General features: G+C 58.5%; 20 protein-coding genes and 1 tRNA gene. 6 read left to right on the top strand and 15 right to left on the bottom strand.

Annotated features, from left to right (window positions below; genetic code table 11):
• The first annotated feature begins 4 nt into the window (after positions 1-4).
• A complete protein-coding gene (locus tag LJD29_RS10910; protein WP_446745789.1) occupies positions 5-472 on the top strand; it encodes a hypothetical protein in 468 nt (155 codons plus the stop codon).
• Between the two features lie 33 nt (positions 473-505).
• On the opposite strand, the gene LJD29_RS10915 is transcribed toward LJD29_RS10910, so the two are convergent.
• Entirely contained in the window at positions 506-1,132 is a 627-nt protein-coding gene (locus LJD29_RS10915) for a CPBP family intramembrane glutamic endopeptidase (RefSeq protein WP_446745790.1), read from the bottom strand.
• A 7-nt stretch (positions 1,133-1,139) separates the two neighbouring features.
• Complete coding sequence (gene proC, locus LJD29_RS10920) at positions 1,140-1,973, bottom strand: pyrroline-5-carboxylate reductase (RefSeq protein ID WP_446745791.1); 834 nt, start codon at positions 1,971-1,973, stop codon at positions 1,140-1,142.
• A gap of 144 nt (positions 1,974-2,117) precedes the next feature.
• Between proC and LJD29_RS10925 the strand changes: the two genes are divergently transcribed.
• Positions 2,118-5,528, top strand: a complete 3,411-nt coding sequence (locus LJD29_RS10925; RefSeq protein ID WP_446745792.1) for a S41 family peptidase — start codon at positions 2,118-2,120, stop codon at positions 5,526-5,528.
• 86 nt (positions 5,529-5,614) lie between these two features.
• On the opposite strand, the gene LJD29_RS10930 is transcribed toward LJD29_RS10925, so the two are convergent.
• The 6 genes from LJD29_RS10930 to LJD29_RS10955 all read right to left on the bottom strand — a co-directional run bounded on the left by LJD29_RS10930 (position 5,615) and on the right by LJD29_RS10955 (position 11,315).
• Positions 5,615-5,932 carry a DUF3467 domain-containing protein gene (locus LJD29_RS10930; RefSeq protein WP_446745793.1) on the bottom strand — a complete coding sequence of 106 codons (318 nt, stop codon included), beginning with the start codon at positions 5,930-5,932 and terminating at the stop codon, positions 5,615-5,617.
• Between the two features lie 29 nt (positions 5,933-5,961).
• Positions 5,962-6,045, bottom strand: a tRNA-Leu gene (locus LJD29_RS10935).
• A 58-nt stretch (positions 6,046-6,103) separates the two neighbouring features.
• Entirely contained in the window at positions 6,104-7,525 is a 1,422-nt protein-coding gene (locus LJD29_RS10940; protein WP_446745794.1) for an outer membrane beta-barrel protein, read from the bottom strand.
• A 96-nt stretch (positions 7,526-7,621) separates the two neighbouring features.
• Positions 7,622-8,677: a LacI family DNA-binding transcriptional regulator gene (locus tag LJD29_RS10945; RefSeq protein ID WP_446745795.1), complete on the bottom strand. Its 1,056-nt coding sequence runs from the start codon at positions 8,675-8,677 to the stop codon at positions 7,622-7,624.
• A 73-nt stretch (positions 8,678-8,750) separates the two neighbouring features.
• Positions 8,751-10,151 carry an AGE family epimerase/isomerase gene (locus LJD29_RS10950; RefSeq protein WP_446745796.1) on the bottom strand — a complete coding sequence of 467 codons (1,401 nt, stop codon included), beginning with the start codon at positions 10,149-10,151 and terminating at the stop codon, positions 8,751-8,753.
• A 27-nt stretch (positions 10,152-10,178) separates the two neighbouring features.
• Positions 10,179-11,315, bottom strand: a complete 1,137-nt coding sequence (locus LJD29_RS10955) for a glycoside hydrolase family 5 protein (protein ID WP_446745797.1) — start codon at positions 11,313-11,315, stop codon at positions 10,179-10,181.
• Between the two features lie 156 nt (positions 11,316-11,471).
• Between LJD29_RS10955 and LJD29_RS10960 the strand changes: the two genes are divergently transcribed.
• Positions 11,472-12,974, top strand: coding sequence for a sialate O-acetylesterase (locus LJD29_RS10960; protein ID WP_446745798.1), 1,503 nt, complete (start codon positions 11,472-11,474; stop codon positions 12,972-12,974).
• Between the two features lie 62 nt (positions 12,975-13,036).
• Positions 13,037-15,739, top strand: coding sequence for a glycoside hydrolase family 2 protein (locus LJD29_RS10965; RefSeq protein ID WP_446745799.1), 2,703 nt, complete (start codon positions 13,037-13,039; stop codon positions 15,737-15,739).
• Here the strand turns inward: LJD29_RS10965 and LJD29_RS10970 are convergent.
• From LJD29_RS10970 to bioB, 5 genes are read right to left on the bottom strand one after another with little or no spacing between them, the layout of a single operon-like run.
• Entirely contained in the window at positions 15,733-16,701 is a 969-nt protein-coding gene (locus LJD29_RS10970) for a beta-ketoacyl-ACP synthase 3 (protein WP_446745800.1), read from the bottom strand. The genes LJD29_RS10965 and LJD29_RS10970 overlap by 7 nt on opposite strands.
• A complete protein-coding gene (bioA, locus tag LJD29_RS10975; RefSeq protein WP_446745801.1) occupies positions 16,698-18,008 on the bottom strand; it encodes an adenosylmethionine--8-amino-7-oxononanoate transaminase in 1,311 nt (436 codons plus the stop codon). Before bioA ends, LJD29_RS10970 begins: the two co-directional genes overlap by 4 nt.
• Complete coding sequence (gene bioD, locus LJD29_RS10980; protein WP_446745802.1) at positions 17,999-18,673, bottom strand: dethiobiotin synthase; 675 nt, start codon at positions 18,671-18,673, stop codon at positions 17,999-18,001. Before bioD ends, bioA begins: the two co-directional genes overlap by 10 nt.
• On the bottom strand, positions 18,670-19,824 hold the full coding sequence (locus tag LJD29_RS10985; protein WP_446745803.1) for an aminotransferase class I/II-fold pyridoxal phosphate-dependent enzyme: 1,155 nt from the start codon (positions 19,822-19,824) through the stop codon (positions 18,670-18,672). The genes bioD and LJD29_RS10985 overlap by 4 nt, the downstream gene beginning before the upstream one ends.
• Positions 19,811-20,785, bottom strand: a complete 975-nt coding sequence (gene bioB / locus LJD29_RS10990; RefSeq protein ID WP_446745804.1) for a biotin synthase BioB — start codon at positions 20,783-20,785, stop codon at positions 19,811-19,813. The genes LJD29_RS10985 and bioB overlap by 14 nt, the downstream gene beginning before the upstream one ends.
• 87 nt (positions 20,786-20,872) lie before the next feature.
• On the opposite strand from bioB, the gene LJD29_RS10995 reads away from it, so the two are divergent.
• Positions 20,873-21,352, top strand: coding sequence for a MarR family winged helix-turn-helix transcriptional regulator (locus LJD29_RS10995; protein ID WP_446745805.1), 480 nt, complete (start codon positions 20,873-20,875; stop codon positions 21,350-21,352).
• 54 nt (positions 21,353-21,406) lie between these two features.
• On the opposite strand, the gene LJD29_RS11000 is transcribed toward LJD29_RS10995, so the two are convergent.
• Both LJD29_RS11000 and rph read right to left on the bottom strand, forming a co-directional pair.
• A complete protein-coding gene (locus LJD29_RS11000; protein ID WP_446745806.1) occupies positions 21,407-22,420 on the bottom strand; it encodes a tagatose 1,6-diphosphate aldolase in 1,014 nt (337 codons plus the stop codon).
• Positions 22,421-22,540: 120 nt separating this feature from the next.
• Positions 22,541-23,290: a ribonuclease PH gene (gene rph, locus LJD29_RS11005; RefSeq protein ID WP_446745807.1), complete on the bottom strand. Its 750-nt coding sequence runs from the start codon at positions 23,288-23,290 to the stop codon at positions 22,541-22,543.
• 937 nt (positions 23,291-24,227) lie between these two features.
• Between rph and LJD29_RS11010 the strand changes: the two genes are divergently transcribed.
• A complete protein-coding gene (locus tag LJD29_RS11010; protein WP_446745895.1) occupies positions 24,228-25,652 on the top strand; it encodes a sigma-54-dependent transcriptional regulator in 1,425 nt (474 codons plus the stop codon).
• Positions 25,653-25,665 lie beyond the last annotated feature (13 nt).

Genomic DNA, 25,665 nt, shown 5'->3' on the forward strand with positions numbered 1-25,665 from the left:
ACGTATGAAAAACTCACGCTTTCTCTCTATCCTTCTGGCTTCCACGCTGCTGTGTGGGGCCGGTATGACTGTTTCGGCCCAGGATTCCACCGCCAAACAGGATATGAAGAACGCCGGGACCGACACCAAGGACGCCGCCAAGTCCACCGGAAACGGTGTGAAGACCGGTACCAAGAAGGCCTATCACAAGACCAAGAAGACGACGAAGAAGGCCGGCACCAAGACCAAGAACGGCACCGAAAAGGCCTACGACAAGACGAAGGAAGGCACCACCAAGGGTTACGACAAGACCAAGGAAGGAACCCAGAAGGCCTTCAATAAGACCAAGGAAGGCACGGAGCATGTCTTCGCGCCCAACAAGGAAGCCGGAAGCAAGGCGAAGGACTCGGCTGCTGAAGCCAAGACCAAGACCAAGGATACGACCAAGGAAGTTGACCAGAAGGCTACGGACGAAACCACCCATCCGCAGTAAGACCAAACCATCTATCCACAGTACTTCGATGTCTCAGATGGAGCGGGCGTAGAAAAACTGGCCCAGCCCGACCGTGAAGAGCAGGCAGCCGTACAACGAGTGCTCGATTGAGCTCACCAGCAGGGATTGCGTTCGAGCCTGCCGCCAGGCAAATAGCAGGCCTCCGGCAAAAGTCAGAATCAGTGCAACCGGGTTGCGAAAAACCACGTGCATCAGCGCAAAGGAGCACGCGCTCAGCAGGATGGCGATCGCACCCGGTTTGCCTTTGCCGTAACGGTGCATCACAAACACCCGGTAGATAACGCCCTGCGGATAAACCGAAAGCACCGGGTAAAGCACCATGATCAACGCCCAGAGCAGCGGATGTGTTCGGACGAGCCCGAAGAGCAGCGGCCGGTAGAGCACCGCCGCAAGCGTCCCGATTAGCGCCACACCCAGCAGGAACAATCCCAGAATGGATGGCAACTCACGCCGCAGCGGAGCCGCATTCCACAATTGTTTGCGCTCGAACTCCGGATCGCGCAGCAATACGACCAGGCAGTAGGCAAAGATCAGCCAGAGCAGCGGAAGCGGCGGAAAGCTTGCCCGGTGCAGGGCAAGCAATACCGGCCCGGCGACGAAGAGCAGGACAAACTCCGCCGCCAGCAGAATTCTTCGCATTGGCCGTTTAGCCTGCAGCGAGTTCTTTCGCCCGCTGCGCGGCGCGCATCACGGCTTTGATCAATGTCACGCGCAAGCCGCCTTCTTCGAGCTCAAGAATGCCGTCGATGGTGCATCCTGCGGGAGTGGTCACTGCGTCCTTCAGCAACGCTGGGTGGTACCCGGTTTCGAGCACCATCCGTGCCGAACCGAAGGTCGTCTGCGCCGCCAGCAGCGTGGCGATATCGCGCGGCAGGCCCACCTTTACGCCGGCCTCGGCCAGCGATTCCAGAATGATGTAGATGAACGCCGGGCCGCTCGCGGAGAGCCCGGTCACCGCATCCATGTGCTTTTCATCGACCGTGACCGTGCGCCCCACGGTTTCGAAGATGCGCGTCGCCATCTCCAGCTGAGCCGGGCTCACGTAGCGGCCACGGCAGAGTGCTGAAATACCCGCGCCCAGCATCGAGGGGGTATTCGGCATGGCGCGCACGACTGGAATCTCCATGCCTGCAGCCTCTTCGATTGCTCCGGTCTTCACCGAAGCCGCGAAGGAGATCAGAACCTTCTCCGGCGAGAGCGCTGGACGAATCTGGGCCACGAGATCGGGGATCTGGAAGGGTTTTACGCCGAGCAGGATGATGTCGGCCTGCCGCGCAGTCGCCAGGTTGTCCGTCGATACCTCGATGCCCCATTGCGTTGAGAGCACCGCTGCGCGATCGGCGTGCGCTACGGTTGCCAGCAGTTGATCGGGGGCAAAGAGCTGCTGCTTGAGGAATGCCTGCAGAAGGATTCCGCCCATTTTGCCCGCGCCCAGCACGGCCACGCGCACCTTCGATAGATCCTGATCTTCGTAATTCATGGTGGTTCCAGCTTATCGCACCCACAAGGGAGCGGCTGATTTGTGACCGGCGGCACTCCCCGCAGGATAAAAGCGACTGACAAAGCAAAATGAACAAGATAGACTAGGCGGAAAATTTTAGCCTTCCTACTCGAGAGCCACTAGATGCCATTCTTTAAGAGAAGTGCCTGTTTCCTCCTTGCGCTCACGGCTGCTTCTTCCGCGTTTGCCGCAACCCCCCTGCTGCTGCGCGACCCTGCGATCAGCAAAGACAAGGTCGCGTTCGTCTATGCCGACGATGTCTGGACCGCCTCCCGCGAAGGCGGCGAAGCCCAGCGGCTGACCTCGACTGGCGCCATCGTCGCCGGACCGTATTTCTCCCCTGACGGTTCGCAGATCGCCTACTCCGCCCGCATCGCCGGAAACATCGATGTCTACGTCATGCCTGCTGGTGGAGGCATTCCCCGCCGCCTTACCTGGTACACGGGCGCGAATATCGTCTCCAGTTGGAGCCCCGACGGTAAGGACCTGATCTTCGCCAGCACCCGGCAAAGCGCGTCGGATTATGTAAATCTCTTCCGTGTGCATGTAAGCGGAGTCGGCACGCCCGAACCGCTTCCGCTGCCCCGCGCAGTCGAAGGCAGCCTCTCGCCCGACGGCCACACCATCGCCTATGTGCCGCTGGAGAAATGGCAGCAGGCATGGAAGCAGTACCACGGGGGCCAGAAGACGGCCGTGTGGCTTGTCGATCTGAAGACGCTCGACCTCGTGAAGGTTCCGCGCGAAGACTCGGACGACTCAAGCCCGGTCTGGGTAGGCGATACCGTCTACTTCCTTTCGAACCGTAAAGGTCCGGTCTCGCTCTTCTCCTACAACACCAAGAGCAAAGAGGTGAAGGAAGTCGTCGAGAATCACGGCTTCGACTTCAAGACCGTCAATGCCGGTCCTGACGCGCTGGTCTACGAACAGTTCGGCTCGCTGCACCTCTACGACATTGCCAGTCATAGCGAACACGCGATTCCGATCACCATCCACGGCGATCTCACCAGCCTTGAGCCGCAACTGGTCAACATCTCGCCCATGGAAATTCAGAACGCCTCGGTTTCTCCGACTGGCGCGCGTGCTGTCTTCGAAGCGCATGGAGAGATCTTTACCGTTCCCGCCGAGAAGGGCGACGTCCGCAACCTGACCAGGACTCCTGCCGTGGCCGAGCGCGATCCTGCGTGGTCGCCCGATGGCAAGTCTGTCGCCTACTTCAGCGATGCCTCCGGCGAATACCAGCTCTACATCCGCGCACAGGACGGACTGACGCCGCCCAAGGTCATCGATCTCGGCCCCAATCCTTCCTACTTCTATTCGCCGCTCTGGTCGCCTGATTCGAAGCACATCGTCTACAGCGACAAGCACCTGCATCTCTGGTATGTCGACGTGGAGGCAGGCAAGCCGGTAAAGATCGACACCGGCATCTACGGCGGCTTCGGAACGGCCTTCGGAAACATCAGCTGGTCGCCCGACTCCAAGTGGATCGCCTACTCGCGCGATCTGGAGAACCAGCTGCACGCGATCTTCTTCTACTCGATGGAGACGCACAAGTCCACGCAGATCACCGACGGCATGAGCGACGCCATGCACCCGGTCTTCGATCGCGGAGGCAAGTATCTCTACTTCGTCGCATCGACTGACGATGGTCCATCGGATGCCGGTATCGATCTCTCATCGCTCGATCGCGCCACCACCAGCGCTGCTTACATCGTCGTGCTCTCGAAGGATGGCGAGTCGCCGATCCCACCCGAGAGCGACGACGAGAAGTCCAAGGACGAAAAGAAGGACGACAAGAAGGACGACAAGCCAGCGCCCGATGCTGATAAAGATAAGGCGGCAAAGCCCGCCGACGCAGCGAAGGATGCCAAGGACAAAGACAAGGACAAAGACAAGGACAAAGATAAGGACAAAGATAAGGACAAGAAGGACGACAAGCCCGTCGAAGTGAAGATCGATCTCGACGGCATCGGCAACCGCATCCTCTCCCTGCCCATTCCTCCGCGCAACTACGTAGACATCGGCGCAGGCAAGACCGGTGTCCTCTATCTCGCCGAAGGCAGCCCGGTAGGCCGTGCAAGCGGCGGCGGAGGCTCAGGCATTCAATCCTTCTGGCGCTTCACGCTTGAGAAACGCGAGACCGAAGAAGTCCTGCACGGCATCGATGCCTTCGTGATTTCATCGAACGGCGAAAAGGTGCTATACGCCCGAGGCGGAGAGCACTGGGCTATCGCCGACGCTTCCGATCTGAAACCCGGCGCGCCCAATGCGCCCGCAGGCAAGCAGCTGAACCTCGGAGCCATGGAGGCGAAGGTCGATCCGCGCGCCGAGTGGAAGCAGATGTACCAGGAAACTTGGAGGATCGAGCGTGACTTCTTCTATGATCCCAACCTGCATGGGCTGAGCATCGCGAAGATCAAGGCCCGTTATGATCCTTATCTCGATGGCCTCGCCTCACGCACCGAGTTCACCTACCTCTCGAACGAGATGCTCGGCGAAATCAACGTGGGCCACATGTTCGTACGCGGTCCGCGCAAGCCCGACCACTCGCCGAAGACTGGTCTGCTCGGCGCAGATTATGCCGTCGAAAGCGGTCGCTACAAGTTCGCGAAGATCTACAACGGCCAGAACTGGACGCCCTCGCTCGTCGCACCGCTGACGCTCCCCGGCGTCAACATCACCGAAGGCGAGTACCTGCTTGCAGTAAACGGCCAGGAACTGCACGCAACCGATAACCTCTACAGCTTCTTCGATGGAACAGCCGGCAAGCAGACCGTGCTGCGCGTTGGCCATAAGGCCGATGGCAGCGATGGCCGCAATGTAACAGTCGTTCCTGCCGATTCAGAGTTTGGCCTGCGCCATCTCGACTGGATCGAGGGCAATCGCCACAAGGTCGACCAGCTGAGCGGCGGCAAGGTGGCTTACATCTACATGCCGAACACTGGCGGCGCTGGCTACACCAACTTCAACCGCTACTTCTACGCACAGCTCGACAAGCAGGCCGTGGTGCTCGACGAGCGTTACAACGAAGGCGGATTCATCGCCGACTATGTAACCGACGTGCTGCGCCGCGTGCCCATGAGCAACGCCATCGAACGCGACGGCAAGGCGATACATGATCCGGTCGGAGCCATCTTCGGACCGAAGGCCATGATCATCAATGAATCAGCAGGCTCGGGCGGCGACGCCATGCCATGGTATTTCCGCAAAGCCAACCTGGGTCAGCTTGTAGGCATGAAGACCTGGGGCGGCCTCGTCGGCATCGGCGGATATCCCACTCTGCTCGACGGCGGCGGTGTCACCGCACCGCGCTACGCCATCTATGGACTGAAAGGCGAATGGGAGGTGGAAAACCACGGCATTGCACCAGATGTCGAGGTCGAAGATCTTCCGAAGGATGTTGCCGCCGGGCATGATGCGCAGCTAGAGAAAGCTGTGCAGGTAGTGCTCGATCAGTTGAAGGAGCATCCGGTGCCGCAGTTCCCGGTCCCGCCGTATCCGAACTATCACCAGCACGACGACCTCGGCAATCGCTAGGTCAAAGCAAACGGGGGGAAGCCTTCAGGCTCCCCCCGTTTGCTTTGTCATCCCGAACGAAGTGAGGGACCTGCCTTTCCCTGCTTCTAGTGAATCGGACCGTGCGGCGAGGGTAGCGGCTGCTGCGCCTGCGGTTCGAGTGCGATCGTGCCGAAGGTCTGCTCGTACTGCGCGATGTTCTGCCCGAGGACATTCCAGAGCGCCTTGGCCTGCTGCGGGCTCAGGTACACGCCATGGCTGGCCTCGATAGTGACCTTCTCGGGCGAATCCTGGTGAACCAGCCCGAAGGCAACGAAGAAGTCCCATACGCTCACGCGTACCTGGACGCTGTTGGAGTAGCTCTCGCCATAATTCGGCGATTTGGTCATCTGGATTTGCGGCTGGGGTTGCTGTGTCTGGCTCATACTGCATTCAGACTACAGCAGGGAAGGTATGGTGCGGGAGAAGGGACTTGAACCCCCATGGATTGCTCCGCCAGATCCTAAGTCTGGTGCGTCTGCCATTTCGCCACTCCCGCAGACATCCTTTTGTATTGTACTGTGCCACGCCACGATCGTGGCGGGCCGATTTCGAAGCTAGAAGTGATAAGTTATGTCGCCCGCAAAAATGAACTGCGTCGACTTTGTACCTTTGTCGTAGGCAGGCCGGTCATATGAGTGCTCCAGCCGTAGTTCCGGCCGGAACAGGATGGTCGAACCGATCCAGTGGCCCCAGCCAATCAAGTGTTCTGAATACTTCGTAGGCGTGCCGGTGCGTTGGCCCTTGATGTCGTTGAGAAAATCCGTGCGAAACGAAAAGTAGTTGTGCGTGTCGTGCTCATACTCGACATAGTTCACGACTGCAAACTCGGGCGCGAAACATTTCTGTTCGCCCGCCGAGCAGAACGCGCCATTTGCGCCGGTCTCGGTCGGTATCGGATTGCTTACGTTACCGGCAATGTTCGGCACATTGCGCTCGTACATGTACCAGCTTTCTGTGTCCGTGTGCCAGCGGGAGTTGAACTTGTGATACCAAGTCTCAAAGTAGCTTTGAATATTGTTATAAGCATAGTTGCCGCGATTGAACGAATTGGCGCAGGTGTAAGAGGCATCACGCCCCTCATGCCATGTGTAATCGACGCAGGCGGTCCCTGTGGGCTCCGCGTCCTTCGTCCAGAGCGCAACGTCGTTGCCGCCGGAAATACCGACCTGGACCATCCAGTGATCGGAGAGCTTGGTGCTGGTGACGATTCCCGTCTGCGTATACGGATCCACGGTGTAAAGCAATGAGTGGGAGTAGGTGTAGTTGTTCGGCGCCAGCTGCGCTTCGATATCCGGCAGAGAGATGTAGCGGCCGATGCGGATATTCATACCCTTCGCGATGTGTGGATTGTAGAGATCGAGGTAGAACATCACAGGGTCATAGCCGTATTCATGGTTCTTCTGTAACAGCTGCTGCGAAAATATGCCCTTGGCGGTCGTGTAGCGATAGTCCTGCCCCCAGAGCTGGGCCAGGCGAAATCCCCAGTCCCAGTGCGCGGTCTGCACGGTGTCAGGCAGCCGCTCGATATACAGAACTTCCTGGTCAGGAGTAACACGATTGGGGTTGTAGTAGTACGAAGCTGGAGAGTTGGCGGCATCGCCCTTGTTTGAGGTGCTTACGTTGAAGCCTCCATTGAGCCAGCCGTAGATCTTCACCCGGCCGCGATTCCCATTGATCGCCTGCATCATGATGTACGTCTGCGTGTCAGGCGCGCCAATCACAGGTGTACCGCCCACGGAGTAGTCGCTGCTGGGAAAGGGCGGCGAATCCAGCGGGGCCGGATAACCTCGGCGAGGCGCTGCAGCCGATGCAGATGTAGAAGGCTTCCAGTCGCTCAGATAAGCATTGCCCAGGCGCTCGAAGAAGTTACCTGTTGGAGCGGGTGCATTCGGTAATGGTGAGGAGGATTGCGAAAGAAGCGAAGCCGGCCGGAAAAGCGAAAGGCAAAACAAACCTGTAACTAGAAAAAGTCGCATGAGATGATCCTGAAGACCATTTCACATCGGCTTCCATAGCAAGTCCGTAGAGAGTCCATAAAGCTTTTATAAAAGCGGCGGCATCGCAGGCCCCGGTCATTCCTCGACCGTGCTCGCTCCAAAGGCGCAACCGCATGATGCGCGCAGGACAAGCTGTACTTTCAGGGAGGTGCGGCTTTCCTGCTCTGGCCATTCCTCCATAGGCAGCCTCAACTTTTCGAAAAGCACGTCGGCAGCGGTTCTGCCCATCAGGTCTACCGGTTGATTGATGACGGTAAGCGGCGGTTGCATCATGTCTGCCATGTCAAAATCGTCGAATCCAATGACAGCGATGTCATCGGGAATGCGAAGTTCCAGTCGATTCAGTGCTCGGAATGTGTAGCGGCTGATGCGATTATTTCCCGCAAAGATCGCGCTCGGAGCATGAGGCTCCGCAAGGACGCGCTTGAGGTAGTCGAAAACCGCCTCCTCCGAGTTGCAGGTCATGCATTCTCCAGGTGTAAGCTTTGCCGCCAGCAGTGCGCGGCGGTACCCTTCATGCCGGGTTTTGATGGTGAAGAGGTCAGGAGCATCTCCAAGGAAGTGGATATGTTTATGGCCATGCTCGATCAGGTGCTGCGTCCCTTTTTTTGCGCCTGCATGATTCTCAACCACCACGCTGGCAACATTCGGTAGCGCGAGCGGGCGATCGAATGAAACGATCGGAGTGCGCTGGAAGATGGGATCGCCGAGTCTCGAAGGATGTGCGGCCGACACAGGGCAGATAAGCAACCCCTCCACGTGCTTCTGCAGCATCCACTCCGCCTGCGCGAACTCCGTATCGGGACTGTCGTTCGACGAGGCCAGAATCATGGCATAGCCCTGCGATCGGGCAACGGTGTTGATGTTGTGAGCGCAGATTGCAAAGAAGGGATCCGCGAGCGATGGCACGATCAGGCCGATAGACTTTGATTTCGCTCCACGCAGCGCGCGTGCAATTTCGTTGGGGCGATAACCAAGCCTCTCAATGGCGGCATGTACTCGGCTGGCTGTCTCAGGACTGACATGCGTGGAATTGTTCAGAACGCGTGAGACGGTCATTGTCCCCACGTTTGCCAGCCTTGCAACTTCTATCATGGTCGCGCGTTTGGTCATGGTGTGAGGGTCCGTCATGGATCATTCGATCAGCAACTGCCAGCAGTTCATGTTACCTCTTTGACTCAAAGGCAAGCGATTGTCTTTTCAGCTAATCGGACGCGGCTGACGCCAGCCTCTGCAGCCGCTCGGAGACATTCAGCAATGCGCGCCCATCGTGATAAGCAGCTTTCCAGATCACGCCTTTGTCAGTGCTCTGCGGAGTGCCGTCAGGCTTCACCATGTTGTACATGCCGTGATACTGGTGATCGACCTGGTACTTCGTAATGTACTGCCACTGCATCTGGAAATGCTTCCAATACGTATCTGTCTCCTTGCCATACTTTTCATGCAGCAGGAGCAGCGTGTTCAGCGTCTCCATCTCGACCCACCATTCCTTGCGCAGGCCGTCGGGCTTGCCGATGTAGCCTCCGGACTCATAGACGCCGCCATGAGCCTCGTCCCATCCGTAGGCGATGGCGTGGTCGGCCATCATCTTTCCCACCCGTTCTGTTTCTTCATCGTCGCTTCTGCCCAGGGCCTCTGAAGCTTCGAGCATCAGGTAGGTCGTCTCGATGTCATGCCCATAGGAATCATGATCCGGCACTGGGCGCCATGTTGCGGTGAAAAACAGATTCATCACACCGGGTTCGACAGCGACTTTGTCGCGAACGATTGTGAGCAGCTCAGCCACACGTTGCCTGAGCGTGTCGTCTTTCCATACTCCGTATAACTCGGTCAGCGATTCGAGCAGGTGAATGTGGGTGTTCATCGACTTGTAGCCGACAGGAAAGCCCGAATCCAGCTTTACGACGGATGCGTATGGCTCGGCCTTCATCGGCTCGCCTTCACGCGTAAGCCACTCGTAGTAGCCGCCATTCACCTTGTCGTGTGCATGCTCTTCGATCCACCGGAAAGCCTCCTGCGCCTTCGCCAGCGCCTTGGGATCGTGAGTGGCTTTGTATGCGGCGGCGAGCCCGTAGATGCAGAAGCTGATGCCATACATCTGCTTGCCATCGGTGAACTCCGGCGTGACTTTGCCATTGTCATCGAGCCCCCAATAGAAGCCTCCGTATTGCTTATCCCACATTACGTTCGAAAGGAAGTCGACTCCGTGTGAGACGTAGGGAAGAAACTGATCGCGCAGGTCAGGACGCCGCATGACGACCTGCGCGGAGATCCAGGTCATTCTTCCCTGGAAGACAGAAAACTTTCCGTGGCTCGGCATTCGCTGCCAGTCTCTTGAGAAGTCGGAGTAGAAGCCTCCGTGCTCGTTGTCGACGGCCTTCGGGAACCATGCCAACAGCACGTCCTGGCGAAGCGTTGTCTCCACTTCTTTCTGCAGCTTTTCGTAGGAAGCTTTATTGGCCGGGAGATAAGTGATCGAGTCTAGCGGGGACGCTGCTTTTCTACCGCCAGGCTGGGCTTGAAACGCAAGCGCGGGGATACACATCGCAACGCTGAGTACGGCAATAGCAATTCGCACCCTGAATGCTGGCTTCGGCAATGACATGATCGAACCTCGTTTCCTATCCCCGAACTATGCCTTCTTCAGAACCTCAAGCATCTTTCTGTCGAGCTTGTGTCCCTTGTAGTCCTCATAAGCAACATCTTTCCGTTCGCTGTCGAGCACGCCAAAGGTGCCGCGCAGGTTCCACAGGGCATTGCCCCAGCCAGCCTGCTTCCAGACGCTTGTGCAATCGCTCATCCACGCGAGCGCCACGTCATGAGGTGTCTGGTTATAGCAGCCCCACTCGCCCACGTGAATCTGCACGCCAAGGTCGGTCAGCTCCTTGTACTTATCGACATACTCAACCTGTAGCCGCGCGCGATCCCAGCGCGTGCCCTTGTCATCTGTGAGCGGCCATGTAGGCACCTTCGTCGTTTCGTACTCATCTTTCGGAACCCAGTTGGCGCCATAGTGGCTTACAGCTTTGGGCTGATAGCCACGCGTACTCTGCACGATGTTCATCGGGGCCAGTTCGATCACGGGATTCTGGCCGATGTTGATGCCATCGGCGAAGATCAGCCGACGCGGGCTCTCTTCGCGAATCGCAGCGACCAGAGCCTTTACTACCTCGACATATCGCTCCTGGAATTCGCCTTCATAAGACCGCATCTTCGGCGGTTCGTTGATCAGGTCGAAGCTGAGCTGCGTGGTGGGAACGCCCTTGAAGCGCTTCGCAAAATAACGCCAGTGATAAACCGCTGCCTCCAGCGCTCTCCTGCGCTCATCCACGCGTCCCGTGAACAGGTCCGCAGGCTCCAGTTCGCGCTGGTTGATGCAATAACCCGGAATGCGATGAAAGTTCAGGTTGATGTGGATACTATGTTGCTTGCCCAGGTCGATGGCCCGGTCGAGTTCCTTCAACGGCTCTTCGTTGATATAGGTCCAGTCCGTCGGCTTGCCCCATATCCAATAGGACAAAGGCAGGCGGGCGAAGTTGAAGCCCCAGTCCTGCATGGTGGCGAAATCTTCTTCCGCGAAGGGGTGAGCCATGGCGTCGCCCTGGTGCCGTTCCCACTGCAGGTTGAAGCCACGCCAGCGCGGGATCTTTTCGATAGGCAAAGCCGTCGGCTGACCCGTAGTTTGCGCCGCTGTGGGATATGGGGACAAAAGGGTGTGCCCGGCAACTCCAACTGCCGCGACCCCGGCAAGAAACTCTCTGCGATGCATTACGACTCCTGTGGTCAGTTCGCCCGATCAGGAATCCTCGAGCCCCGCGGCAAGATAACGTAATCATCAAAGAGTTTTCAATCGAAATATGGATATGTTTGAATGGTCCACACCGGGACGGACCTGTTACCGGAAATTCATGTATAGCGAGCTCCCATGAAACCTCTCCGCTCTGCCCTTGCCCTGGTTGCCGTGCTCACCTGCTCCACGGCCATGATGGCTGAAGTGTCGTTGCCGAAAGTGCTTGGCAGTCACATGGTGATTCAGCGAGGGCAGCCGGTGCACGTCTGGGGAGATGCCTCGCCGGGCGAGAAGGTCAGTGTTGAATTCCACGGAGCCAAAGGCGAAGCCACCGCCGACGCCGTCGGTCGATGGAGCGTCTACCTCGCACCCCAGCCCGCTGGCGGCCCCTACACGCTCACAGTGCAGGGCACGAACACCATCACACTCGACGACATCCTGGTCGGCGATCTCTGGTTCGCCTCCGGCCAGTCGAACATGGAGATGCCTCTTGCCGGCTTCGGTCCCGATACGCCCGTTAAGAACGGAGAGCAGGAGATCGCCGCCGCCAACTATCCGCAGATGCGCCTGCTGCGCGTCGACAAAAAAGGCGCGACCTATCCGCTTGAAGACATCGTCTCCGGCACGCCCTGGCAAAGCTGCACGCCGGAAACTGCAAGGCAGTTCTCCGCGGTAGCATATTTCTTCGGACGCGATCTGCTGAAGCATGAGAAAGTGCCAATCGGCCTGATCGACAGCACCTGGGGCGGAACGCCCGCTGCAACCTGGGTAAGCCTCGACACCATCGGAGCCGACGCGTCGCTCATGCCGGTCTACGCCGCCTACAACCAGCTGGCAAACGGAGAAACTACGCAGGCCCGGCATGAAGCCCTCGATAAAATCGCCATCGCCAAAGGCCAGCCACCGGCCAAGCGCGGCTGGCATCCCGATCTCGTTTCGTATGCGCCGGCCTCGCTCTACAACGCGATGGTCGCGCCTTTCACGCCCATGCCCATCAAGGGAGTGATCTGGTACCAGGGCGAAACTGACTCCTCGATGGCGCGAAACTTCCTTTATAAAAAGCTGTTCCCATCGCTCATCCAGGATTGGCGCCAGCACTGGCAGGAGCCGGATATGCCCTTCCTGTACGTGCAGCTGTCGAGCTTCACCTCCACGCCGCAGGAGGTATGGCCAATCGTGCGCGAAGCCCAGCGAACGACGCTCGCCCTGCGCAACACCGGCATGGCAGTGACGACCGATATCGGCAAGGCAGACAACGTGCATCCGCCAGACAAAGAGACGGTAGGAGCACGTCTGGCTCTGTGGGCGCGCGCAACCGTATACGGAGAAAAGCTCGAATACTCAGGCCCATTGTTCGAGCAGGCGAATCCCGAAGGCGCGACCATCAAGGTCTGGTTCACCCACGCCGAAGGAATGCAGCCGCATGGCACACTCACCGGATTTGAAGTCGCAGGAGCCGACAGGAAATTTGTGCCTGCCACTGGTCAGATTCAGGGAGAGACGATTATCGTCAGCAGCCCGTCTGTTCCAGAACCGAAGTACGTTCGCTACGGCTGGCAGAACTACACCGATGCCAATCTCTATAACAACGAAGGACTGCCCGCGTCACCCTTCACGTCGATCGTGAATCCGGAATAATTCCTCACGGTCGCCGGGAAAATACAATGTCGTTAACAGTTCTTCCAAGTCAGGAGCACCCCTTGCTGGTCCGTACAGGAAAAATCGTCACACTTCTTTCTTCACTCTTGCTGTCCTCTGTCTGCTGCCTTACTGCGAGGGCCAGTTCCGATCTTCCGGCCGACGTCACCGTCTCATCCGGATGGCAGTTGCAGGCGCAGCCCAAGGTCACGCAGACCGGCGACGTGCTCTCGAAGGCCGACTACAAGCCCGAAGGCTGGCTCGCCGCGACCGTGCCTGGAACCATCCTGACCAGCCTCGTGAATGACGGCGTCTATCCCGAACCGCTCTATGGCGAGAACAATCGTCCCGATCGCATTCCCGAATCGATCGCCCGCACGCCGTACTGGTACCGGACTACCTTCGACGTGCCAAAGTCTTACTCGGGCAAGCACATCTGGCTCAACTTCGACGGCATCAACTACACCGCTGAAGTCTGGGTCAACGGAACCAAGCAGGGCATGATCCACGGAGCCTTCAGCCGCGGTATCTTCGACATCTCTTCGATTGTCAAACCCGGCAAGACAGCAACGCTTGCCGTGCTGGTCACGCCGCAGCCGCATCCCGGCGTGCCGCACGAGCACACCATCGTGAACGGCATGGGTCTCAACGGCGGCGTCAGCGCAATCGATGGCCCAACGTTCCTCTCGACCATCGGATGGGACTGGATCCCCGCCATTCGTGATCGCGATTCGGGCATCTGGCAGAAGGTATTTCTTTCTGCGACCGGCCCGGTGCTCGTAAAGAATCCTCTCATCACGACTGACCTGCCGCTGCCGAAGACCGACTCGGCCGATGTGACGGTGAAGGCAACGCTGGAAAACGTCTCCGATAAACCTGAAAAAGGGGTGCTCAAAGGCAGCTTTGGCGGCATCGTCTTTCAAACAGAGGTAGAGGTCGCTCCTCATGCATCGCAGGATGTCGAATTCAACCCGAAGACAATGCCGGTCCTGCACATGATGAACCCGAAGCTCTGGTGGCCCAACGGATACGGTCCGCAGAACCTCTACACGCTTCACCTCAGTTTCGATCTCAAGAACAAGCCATCCGACGCGCACGATGTCTCCTTCGGCGTCCGCAAGATCACCTATGCCGTGCCTGACTCCGAGTTCCTGACCATCTCGGTCAACGGCGTCAAAATCTTCATCCGCGGCGGCAACTGGGGCCTTGATGAAGCGATGAAGCGCATTCCACGCGAACGCCTCGAAGCGCAGGTCCGCATGCACCAGCTCGCCAACATGGACCTCATCCGCAACTGGGTCGGCCAGAGCACGTCGGAAGACTTTTACGAGATGTGCGACAAGTACGGCATCCTGCTCTGGGACGAATTCTTCCAGCCCAACCCGAGCGACGGCCCGAACCCTGACGACCTCGATACCTACATCGCCAACGTGCGTGAAAAGATCCTGCGCTACCGCAACCATCCTGCCATCGCCGTATGGTGCGCCCGCAACGAAGGCTATCCGCCCAAGGAGATCGATGATCGCCTCCGCGTGTTGATGAAAGAACTCGAGCCCTCACGCCTCTACCAGCCCAGCTCGACCGATGGCCGCGGCGTAAGCTCGCACGGCCCATACCACTGGCGCACGCCCCGCGAATACTACAGCTTCGACGAAGCTTTTAAAACGGAAGTCGGCAGCACCTCGATTCCCACCATCGAATCGCTGCAGGGCATGATGCCGCAGAAGGACTGGGAGAGCATCAACGACGATTGGGCCGAGCATGATCTGGCCAAGGGTGCGCAGGGCGGCGACGTCTACCCGCAGATTCTCGCCGATCGCTACGGCAAACTCGCGAACATGGCCGACTTCGTCCGCAAGTCGCAACTCGCAAACTACGAAGCCTTCCGCGCCATGTACGAGGGCCGCAACGCGAAGCTCTTCAATTCAACCACCGGCGTCATCACGTGGATGAGCAACCCGGCGCAGCCCAGCTTCACCTGGCAGATATACCATCATGACCTGGAACCGATGTCGTCGCTCTTCGCAGTGCAGAAGGCCGGTCAGAGCCAGCACATCCAGCTCAACGAGAGCAACGGTAACATCGAAGTCATCAACAATCAGCCGGTTGAACTGTCAGGCGCGAAAGCGCACGTCGCAATCTATAACCTCGACGGCTCCGTTCAGTACCAGCACGACTATCCGGTGACCGCAGGCCCAAGCAAGGCGACGGTTCTCGAAAAGCTCGCGCTGCCGCAGACGCTCTCCTCGGTCTACTTCGTAAAGCTCACGCTGCACGATGCATCGGGCAAGCTCTTGTCAGACAACTTCTACTGGCAGGCGCAGGCCGCTCACCAGGACGACCTGCGCGACATGAACAAGCTGCCGACTGTCACGCTCGACGCGAAGATCGAACGCCACGATGCTGATGGCAAGACTCTTCTCACCGTCACGCTGCACAACCCCACAAACCAGGTCGCGGTCATGGCGCACATCCAGCTTCGCCGCAAGCAGTCGGGAGAACGCGTGCTGCCGGTCTACTACACCGACAACTACGTTTCACTGGTTCCAAACGAAAGCAAGGAGATTCACATTGAGGCCGCACAGGCGGACCTTAAAGGTGACGCTCCGCTGGTCGTTGTCGATGGATGGAACATCGGCGTGAACCCGGTGTCAAACGCAGATGGTTCGGTTGCGCTCAACACCAACGCACAGGTCGATCACTATCCGCAGAACGGAATCTCGATCATTCCGGTCTCGGAGAGCAAGACTTACAAAGATCAATAGCGCAGCACAGCCCCGGCACTGATCATGCCGGCACCCACCGAGGTCAGCAGAAGACGCTGGCCTCGTTTTATTTTGCCCGCACGAATCGCATCATCGAGCGCGATCGGAATCGTCGCGGCCGAGCTGTTTCCAAATCGATCCGCCGTAAACACGGTACGGTCGCGAGCAATGCCAAGCATCTCGCCTGTTTCCTCAATCAGCCGCAGGTTCGCCTGGTGCGGAATCCACCAGTCGACGTTGTCGATCGACACATCGGCATGTCGCATGGCGCGAACACCGGCATCGGCCATCATGCGGATGGCATGGCGATACAATCCGCGCCCGCGAAGCATCGTGATGCGATTGCGCTCTGCAGCCAGGTTCTCCGCCGTCAGCGGTTCGCGGCTGCCGCCCGCCGGAATCATGATCGACTCATACTGCGAACCATCCGAGCCGAGAAAAAATCCCTCAAGGTTTGACGAAGCATCGGGCACCAGCAATACAGCACCCGCACCATCGCCGAACAGAACGGAAGTGTCACGATCCTCGCCACTCACACGCCGCGAAAGCAGGTTGGCTCCAATAACAAGCACAGGCTTGCCCATTGCCGCGCCTGTCGTATAAGCCATCACCAGCGCATAGAGAAAGCCCGAGCACGCTCCCGCCAGGTCGATCGCTCCGGCTTGTTGCAATCCAAGTCGATGCGCCACCAGCGGAGCCGTTGGCGGAAGCAAATGGTCGGGAGTGCTCGTCGCGAGCAGCAGCAAGCCAATCTCTGTAGGGTCAATAGAAGCGGATGCAACCGCCTGCGCCGCCGCTGCAACCGCAAGGTCAGAGACAGCGGCCTTCGGATCGGCAGTCGGTCGAAAGTGAATGCCGGTGCGGCGCGCGATCCATCCTTCTTCAAGCGCAAATCGCGCTTCCAGTTCTGCGTTGCCCGTGCCGGAAGATGGCACAGCCGCACCTGTCGCGGCGATCCTCATGCCACCCATTCGGTCAGCACTTCTTCCATCTTCGCAAATGCCCACGCAACCTGCTCGTCGCTCACGCAGTAAGGCGGCATGAAGTACAGCACGTTGCCAAGGGGACGCAGCAGCAGGCCGCGCCGCAGAAACTCCCGCGCAAGCTTCGGGCCGTTCGCATCCAGGTAGCCGCCTCCAGCCTCTTCCTGCAGGTCGAGAATAAAGACACCGCCGATCGTGCGCGCATCAGCAACACGATCCATCGCGGCAAAGCGAGGCAGTTCGGTCTGGAACTTCGCCTCGATACGCTTCACGCGATCAAGCGTGCCTTCCCTCGAGAAAAGATCAAGACTGGCAAGCGCAACCGCACAAGCCAGCGGATTCGCCGTAAACGAATGCCCGTGGAAGAAGGTCTTACGACGATCATCGCTCAGGAAGGCCTCGTAGATCGACCCGGTGCAGGCGGTCACGCCCATCGGCATGTAGCCGGCGGTAAGGCCCTTCGAAAGACAGATGATATCCGGACTCACACCAGCGTGGTTGCAGGCGAACATCGCACCGGTGCGGCCGAAGCCGGTAAGAACTTCATCGGCAATAAAAAGAACGCCGTAGCGGTTACATAATTCACGAACCCCGCGCACAAAGCTCGAAGGCCACACGATCATGCCTCCAGCACCCTGCAGCATCGGCTCGATCAGCACTCCGGCGATGGTGTCGCCCTGGCTCTTCAGCAGATTCTCCATCGCTTGCAGGCAAAGCAGGCTGCGAGTCTCGGAGTCTTCCGAGAGATCTACTGGCGCGCGTAAAACAGAAAACAGGAACGGCGAGAAGGGAGCGGTGAACAGCGACGGCGAACTCGCCGACATCGCGCCGACCGTGTCTCCGTGATAAGCATGTTTCAACGCAATAAACTGCGTGCGTTTCGGCTCGCCCAGGTTGCTCCAGTACTGCAGCGCCATCTTCATGGCGACTTCCACAGCGGTCGATCCATTGTCAGAGTAGAAGATGCGTTCGAGGCCGTGCGGCAGTACACCGGCGAGGCGTTCTGCCAGTTCCACCGCAGGGCGATGTGTAAACCCTGCAAACATCACATGCTCGAGCTCATTTGCCTGCTGCGCAAGCGCCTCGTTCAGATACGGATGGCTGTGCCCATGAATGTTCACCCACCACGATGAGACGCCATCCAGGATCTCGCGGCCATCCGCGGTGTAGAGCATCGCGCCCTTGGCGCGCACAATGGGCAAAGGCGCAGGCGCGGTCTTCATCTGCGTGTATGGATGCCAAAGGTGGCGATCTGAAATCTCCCAGTTCTGTTGTGTCAATCCCATCTTCCTTCCATCGCTTTCGCCAGTACGCCATCGCGATCCAGTTCACGCTGCGCCCAATGGCGAATCTGTCCTTCCGTAACCGCCGCCAGATGTGGCATCCGCCCCAGGATCTTCACATTTCCAAACTCAGCAATCGAATCTGCGTTGTCATCGATGCCCTCGCCAGTCAGCACCACACCGGCAACGGTGATCGAACGAGCACGCAACGCAGAGACGGTGAGCAGCGTGTGGTTGATCGTTCCCAGACCTGCGCGGCCTACGATGACGACCGGCAGCGTGAGCGCATCGATCAGGTCGATCATCATTTGTTTGCGATTGAGCGGAACCAGCACGCCACCAGCGCCTTCTACAATCCAGCTCTTGCCGGCAGTATTCGCAGGCAAGTATTTCATCACCTGTTCAATGCTGATCTCCGTCCCGGCGAGACGGGCCGCGAGATGCGGAGAAACCGGCACAGGGAGCCGAATGCCGTTGTCGAACATCTCCCCATCCGTGCAGCCGCCAAGCCCGCGCACGGTTTCCGTATCGTTATCCGGAGGCGCGCCTGTCTGCACCGGCTTCCAATAGCAAAGCTCATGCGACATGCGATAACGCTGCATCAGCGCCGCCGAAACAGTCGTCTTGCCCACATTTGTATCCGTACCGGTGACAAATACACCCTTCAAGCGCCGTGCTCCTTTACTGCCCGGACCAACGTTTCCGCAAAGCGATCCAGGATTTCATGCGTCAGCTTGGTATTAACCGAGATACGAAGTCTGCTCGTTCCCTCCGGAACCGTTGGCGGGCGGATCGCTCTCACATCGAACCCCGCACCCTGCAGTGTCGTCGCAACGTTCACAGCGCGCACCGTGCCGCCAAGAATGATAGGAACAACTTGCGAACCCGCTTCCTCAACCTCGAAGCCGTTCTGTCTGAGGAGACCGCGCAGGTAGCCCGACAACCGGTGGAGTTCCACAATGCGTTCCGGCTCTTTCGCGAGAACGTCCAGCGCAGCATCAATCGCCGCGGCAACCGACGGTGGCGGCGCAGTCGAAAAGATGAAGCTGCGTCCGCGCTGCAGCAGGTACTCGATAGCCTGCGCAGAGCCGGTGACAAACGCCCCGCTGACTCCAAGCGCCTTCCCGGCGGAATTGATCGAGAGAAAGGTTTTGCTGCACAGGTTCAGCGCTTCCAGCATGCCGCTGCCTGTCGCCCCATACGCGCCGACAGCATGCGCCTCATCCACGATCAGCGCCGCGCCTGTCGAGTCACACAGCGCTGCGTACTCGGCGAGCGGAGCAGCATCGCCATCCATGCTGAAGAGTGATTCCGTCACGAGAAACGTCTGCCTGTCTTTGCCGTAGCGATCAAGGCAGCGCCTTACATCTTCTATGTCGCAGTGGCGATAGATCACCTTCTTCGCACCGCCCAGCTTCATGCCATCGATCAGGCTGGCATGATTCAGGCGGTCGAAGAGAACAATATCGTCCTCTTCGAGAAAGGTCGAAAGCACGGCGAGGTTCGCGAGGTATCCGCTGCTGAAGTAGAGCGCGGCCTCTGCGCCTTTGAAGGCGGCGAAGCGGCGTTCAATTTCGGAAAAGCAGCGGCGCTCTCCGCGCAGCAATCTCGATCCAGTCGCCCCGCAGCCATATTCTTCGATTGCCGCACGCATCCGCTCTTTCACAAGCGGATGACTGGCAAGCCCGAGATAATCGTTCGAGGAAAGATCGATGCCTTCCGGCTCGCGCAGGCAGCGAGCGAGGCCCTTGCTCCGAATGGAAGCCAGCCTCGCGTCGAGCCGTGCGCCGATGCTCTCTGTCTCTTCAGTTCGCGGCATGAGCACTGCTTCCGCTGAGCGCGGCGAACAATGCCTGGTCTCCCGAGAGGGAACTATTGGAAGCCGTCAGCAGCTTGTCGCCAATAAAGATCGAGTTTGCGCCTGCGAAGAAGGCGAGAATCTGCGCCTCCTGCGAGAGCGTGATGCGCCCGGCAGAGAGCCTGACGCGCGCCTTCGGCATCATCAGGCGAGCCACGGCGATGGTGCGGATAAGGTGGGGAATCGGCACCTGCGGAGCGTCCTGCAGCGGTGTGCCCTTCATCGGCATAAGCAGGTTGATCGGCACTGACTCCGGCTGAGGATCGAGCGACGCAAGCTCCGCCAGCATCGCGCAGCGGTCGTCCACGCTCTCACCCAGTCCGAGAATGCCACCGCTGCACACGGTAAGGCCCGCGGCGCGCGCGGAGTGGATCGTATCCAGGCGGTCATCGTACGTGCGTGTGCTGATGATGTTCGGATAATGCGTGCGGCTCGTATCGAGGTTGTGGTTGTAGGCGTCGAGTCCGGCTTCCTTCAGCTTCACGGCCTGCTCCGGATTAAGCATGCCCAGCGTTACGCACGCCTCCATGCCCAGCGCCTTCACCTCGCGCACCATCTGCAGCACGCGGTCGAAAGGCTCGCCTTCCGGAGCCTGTCTCCACGCTGCGCCCATGCAGAAGCGCTGCGCACCGGCTTCCTTTGCCCGCTGCGCTGCTTCGCGGACTGTCTCTACAGACACCAGCGGCTCACGCGGCAGCTTGCTGTCGTGGTGCGCGGATTGCGAGCAGTAGCCGCAATCCTCCGGGCAGCCACCCGTCTTGATCGAGAGCAGGACACACTTCTGTATCTCCGATTCAGCGTGATACTCGCGATGCACGGAGTGTGCTTCATAAAGCAGTTCGAGCAGAGGCTTGTTGTAGTGCTCGAGCGCAAGCAGTGTCAGCTCGGGTGTGGAAGGCGCGGATAAAGTTGTAGGGCTCACGCTGTCATCATCCGCCCATTCGCTGGTTCGTAGAAATTTAGTTTAGTGTTTTATTAAATAATTGAGTGCTAAACTAAATTCGTAACCATGCAGATCCGTGTAGGCTCGTTCCTCGAACAGAATCCGGTCTTCCAGGTCAGCCGCGTGGCGCGCCGGTCAGAAGCTTTGCTCAACAGCGTCTTCCGGTCGGAGGGATTGAGCTTTCTCGAGTCGCTCGTCCTCGCCGCCATCTTCTTCGAGAAGAAGGGGACAGCGCAGCCGTCCTCGCTCGCCGAGGCCTTCCAGATGACACGCGGCAATATCAGCCACTGCATCTCGTCCCTCGAAGCCAAGGGGCTGGTGCAAAGAAGGATCGATCCCAACGATGCCCGGGCAATCCAGTTGAGCCTGCTGCCTCTGGGCCGGCGGCGTGCCGCACGCGTCGCCGGAATTCTCGATCGTGTTCAGAAGTATTTTGAAGCGGCAATGGGAGCGGCCCAGCACCGCGCGGCGCTCGATCATCTACATGCCATCGAAGACATCTGCGGCCGTCTCGCCGACTCCACAGCCCGGCAACGGAGCGGCTGAAAGCAGAAGCGCCGCGAATCTTCGCGGCGCTTCTGTCATTCCAATCCCATCAGCTTAGGCCAGGGTCGTTTCCTTTACATCGACCTTGTCATACCAGCTGCTGGCGGCCTTCAAAGCCTTGTTCACGTTGTTGATGTTTTCGACGCCGGTGGTGTTCAGCCATTCTTCGAATGCCTTCGCACCCTGCTTGGCGTAAACGGCGATGCCGTCCTTCCAGGTAGCGCGGCCGCAGAGCACGCCGTTGAAACTCGTGCCGCTCTCGGCTGCCAGTTCCAGGGTTTCGATAAAGACCGGGTTGCTGACGCCAGCCGAAAGATAAATAAAGGGCTTATGCGTCGACGAAGCAGCCATGCGGAAATGTTCGAGAGCCTGGGCGCGGGTGTAGGCTTCTTCGCCCTTGAAGGCCTTCGTGCCGGATACGAACTCCATCTGCACTGGAACCTCGACCTTCAGCACATCGACGCCGTACTTCTCCTTGCCGAACTCTTCCATGGAGCCGCTGACGATCTCAGGCTTGCGCTTGGCGTAGCCTAGTCCCTTCTCGTCTTCGCCATGTACGTCATAGCCTACGAACTCCAGGAAAAACGGAATGTCATGAGCGCGGCACTCATCGCCGATGCGCTCAATCCACGCATGCTTGAGGTCGTTGACGTGCGACTTCTCGTAGGGGGTGTAGTAGAGCAGAATCTTGATGCAGTCCGCGCCGGCCTCTTTCAGGCGGCGAACCGACCATACGTCAAGCAGGTCAGGAAGGCGGCCCGGCGTGGCGGCGTCGTAACCGGTCTTCTCGTAGGCCAGCAGCAGGCCCTTGCCATTGCGCTTCTTCGAGGCGGGCAGGCCGTATTCCGGATCCAGCAGGATGGCCGAAGCGTGCTTGGTCAGAACTTCGGTGACCAGCTCCTTGAACTCAACCAGTGCAGAGTCAGGCAGATCGGCAACGCCTTTTTCCTTGGCCAGCGATTTCTTCAGTGAGCCGCGCTGGTCCATAGCAGCAGCAGCGATCACGCCGCGCTCATCGGAGACGGCCTTCAATCCTTCGAGTTTCCCAGGGGTCAGCTTAATAGACATTCCGTTTGCTCCTTGCCGAAAATGATCGTTTCTCTAAGGGTATTGCCGTGGCCACAGGCCGCCCAGAGGGGTCGAGAACTCCAGACGGCTACGATTCTACCTGACCGGGCGCATGAGCGTTTACTTCGCAACAGCGGCGTCGATTGCGGCCCGTTGCAGGGCCAGCAGGTCGCGAATGCCGGCTTCCGCCAGGTCCATCATCTCGAGCATGCGGGCACGCGGAAAGGCCTTGCGCTCGGCCGTAGCCTGCACCTCGACCAGTCCGCCGTCCTCCGTCATCACGACGTTCATATCGACCTCTGCCTGCGAGTCTTCTTCGTAAGCAAGATCGAGTAAGGCAATGTCCTCTACGATGCCCACGCTGGTAGCGGCTACGAGTTGCTTCAGGGGAGATGTCTTCAGCGCACCGGTCAGCTTCATCCGTTCGAGGGCAATCGCCAGCGCTGCGCATGCGCCCGTGATGGCGGCTGTGCGCGTGCCGCCATCCGCCTGCAGAACATCGCAGTCGAGAATCACGGTGCGTTCACCCAGCGCTTCCATGTCCACGACTGCGCGCAGAGAGCGGCCAATAAGCCGTTGAATCTCATGGGTGCGCCCGCCGATCTTGCCGCGTTCTGCTTCTCGTGCGGTGCGCGTCAGCGTGGCGCGCGGAAGCATGCCGTACTCTGCCGTCACCCAGCCGCGGCCACTGTTCCGCATCCATGCGGGAACACCCTGGTCCACCGTGGCGTTACACAGCACCCGCGTGTAGCCAACTTCAATCAACACCGAACCCTCCGCTGTCGACACGAAGCCGGTATTGAGACGGGTGGCACGCAACTGGGCCGGACCGCGCCCTTCAGAACGAAAGAAAACTGGATCGCTAGTCATAACTATCTGATTGTACGAGTCCGGAGCGCCGAGCCGCCCGCGCCCGTCAATTTGAGCATGGAGAACGGAAAGTTGATGGTGCCAAATTAAAAGCGCCGGGCTGTCGCGAGTTGATTCAGCTCTAGCAACACAATTTGTGGCCGTCGCTTCACAGTCGGAATAAGAACTGAGCGCTACGGGGAATAATGGGAAGCCTAAAGTAACCGGTTGCCAGTTTCACTGGTCTGAGTTTCTCCCAGATTGCTGTGTACGTGTCTTCACGTCAGATAGTGCCGTTGTGCGCTGAAATCTTTTCTTCAGGGGGGAAACCCATGTCCGCAGCCGCTCGTAATCAACAAGTTACTCGCATGAAGGCAAAGCCGGAATCGAATTGCCGATTTTCGACTACCGGTTGCTGCGATCTGGGAGCGGCTACGCTCGAGTTGCGCCCTCTATTAAGAAGCGTCATTCCTCCTGATGTCGATCTCGAAGTCGAAACGATGCCCTGCCCGGGCCAGACGCGGCTCACGCGCGAAGATCTTGCGTGCGTGCTGCTTCACCGTGTGCGCTGCTCTGCCGGCGAGATGCCTGCCGGTGGAAGGCTGCGTGTCACGGCCCAATATGGGAATGGTTTTAGCTTTCTCGATCGCAGCCTCTTTCCTGATGCGCAGCCTCAAAATGTCGTCATCACGATTGAGGAAAGTTGCGCGAAAGTTACTGATACTTCAATAGATTCTGTGCCAGAGGACATAAGGAAATGCATGCAGGCTGCTGGTGCGGAACTGCGTAGCTGGTTACCTTCCGGACGCGGAATACATCTCGAGCTCGAGATCCCAGTTACTTAGGGAACGTATTTTACTGCTGACTTCGGGAATTTATAGTTCCACACTGAAGTACTCCTGCATAGAATGCGAGTAACAGCATTCTGTATCTGTAGTTGAATAAGACATTTAAATATATGACGACTTACCATCCTGCCTCGGAACGCTCGGGACGGTTGCACGTTCTGGTCGTTGACGAAGATTCTGCCGTGCGATCGGCCTGTTCTGAAATCGCCGTCAGCCTAGGTTTTGTTTCCCATCAACTGGATAACCCCTCTGCGGCACGTGAATTGTTGAGAAGCAACAGCATCGACATCCTGTTGCTTGATTTGAAACCATCCAGCCCCGTTGGGCTGGAACTGCTTGAAGAAGTCAGGATGTTACACCCCGATATCGCAGTTATCGTGATGACTGCGTATGCCACCGTGACTTCCGCCGTGGAAGCTATGCGTACGGGCGCTGCGGATTTTCTCGAGAAACCTTTTTCCGTGGAAGAGCTCTCCCACACGCTTGTGTGGGCAGCGGATCGTCGCACGGTCGATGCCTCCAACCGTGAGCTGCGTGAAATGCTGCGGAACCGGCAGGGACTTCGCCAGATCATCGGCAGCAGCCCGGAGATGGAGAAGCTTTACAGGATTCTTTCCAAGGTCGCACAGACAGCGCATCCTGTTCTCATTCTCGGTGAAAGCGGAACGGGCAAAGAGCTTGTCGCGCGCACCATTCATTCCAGCGGTCCGAATGCGCATAAGTCTTTTCTGCCGATCGATTGCGGCTCGCTTATGTCCTCTCTCGTCGAGAGTGAGTTGTTCGGCTATGCGGAGGGTGCTTTCCCCGGAGCCAACCGGGCGAAGCTCGGTGTCCTGGCATCTGCCGGGGGCGGAACTGTGTTCCTCGACGAGATAGCCGAGATGCCGCTCGATCTGCAGGGCAGGCTGCTGCGTGCTTTACAGGAGAAGCAGGTGCGGCCCCTGGGAGCTCTCGAGTCGGTGCCAATCAACGTTCGCATCGTTGCGGCAACCAGTCGTGACCTTGCCGCAATGGTGGCGCAGGGCAAGTTCAGGAAAGATCTTTATTACCGTCTCAATGTTGTGAGCCTGCGCATCCCGCCATTGCGCGATCGCCGTGAAGATATTCCCTTGCTTGTAAAGCACTTTCTCGATGCTGCCGGCCGTAAGGATAATGCGACCTATACGCTGAGCGACAATGCGCTGCGTACCCTGACGAGTTACACGTGGCCGGGGAATGTGCGCGAGCTTGAAAATGCGGTGGAACGTGCATGCAGCATGTCATCGGGCCCCATGCTGCACGCAGGTGACCTGCCGACGCAGCTGCAGAATTTTCACCTCGAGATTCATCGCGAGGAACTGCCGGCCGTCGATACTGAGGCGGTGGAAAAAAACGCCGTCATTCCTCTGGCGGACCTGGAACGGCAAGCCATCCTCGATACGTTGCGTGTCCTCAAGGGCGACAAGCTGACGGCTGCTCGCATGCTTGGAATCGGTAAGACAACCCTCTACCGCAAGCTGAAGGAATACGGCATCGAATCTGCGGTCAGAGCTTGAGAAAGCGGGAGCA

Source organism: Silvibacterium acidisoli (genome assembly GCA_022870745.1).
Classification (GTDB): Bacteria; Acidobacteriota; Terriglobia; order Terriglobales; family Acidobacteriaceae; genus Silvibacterium.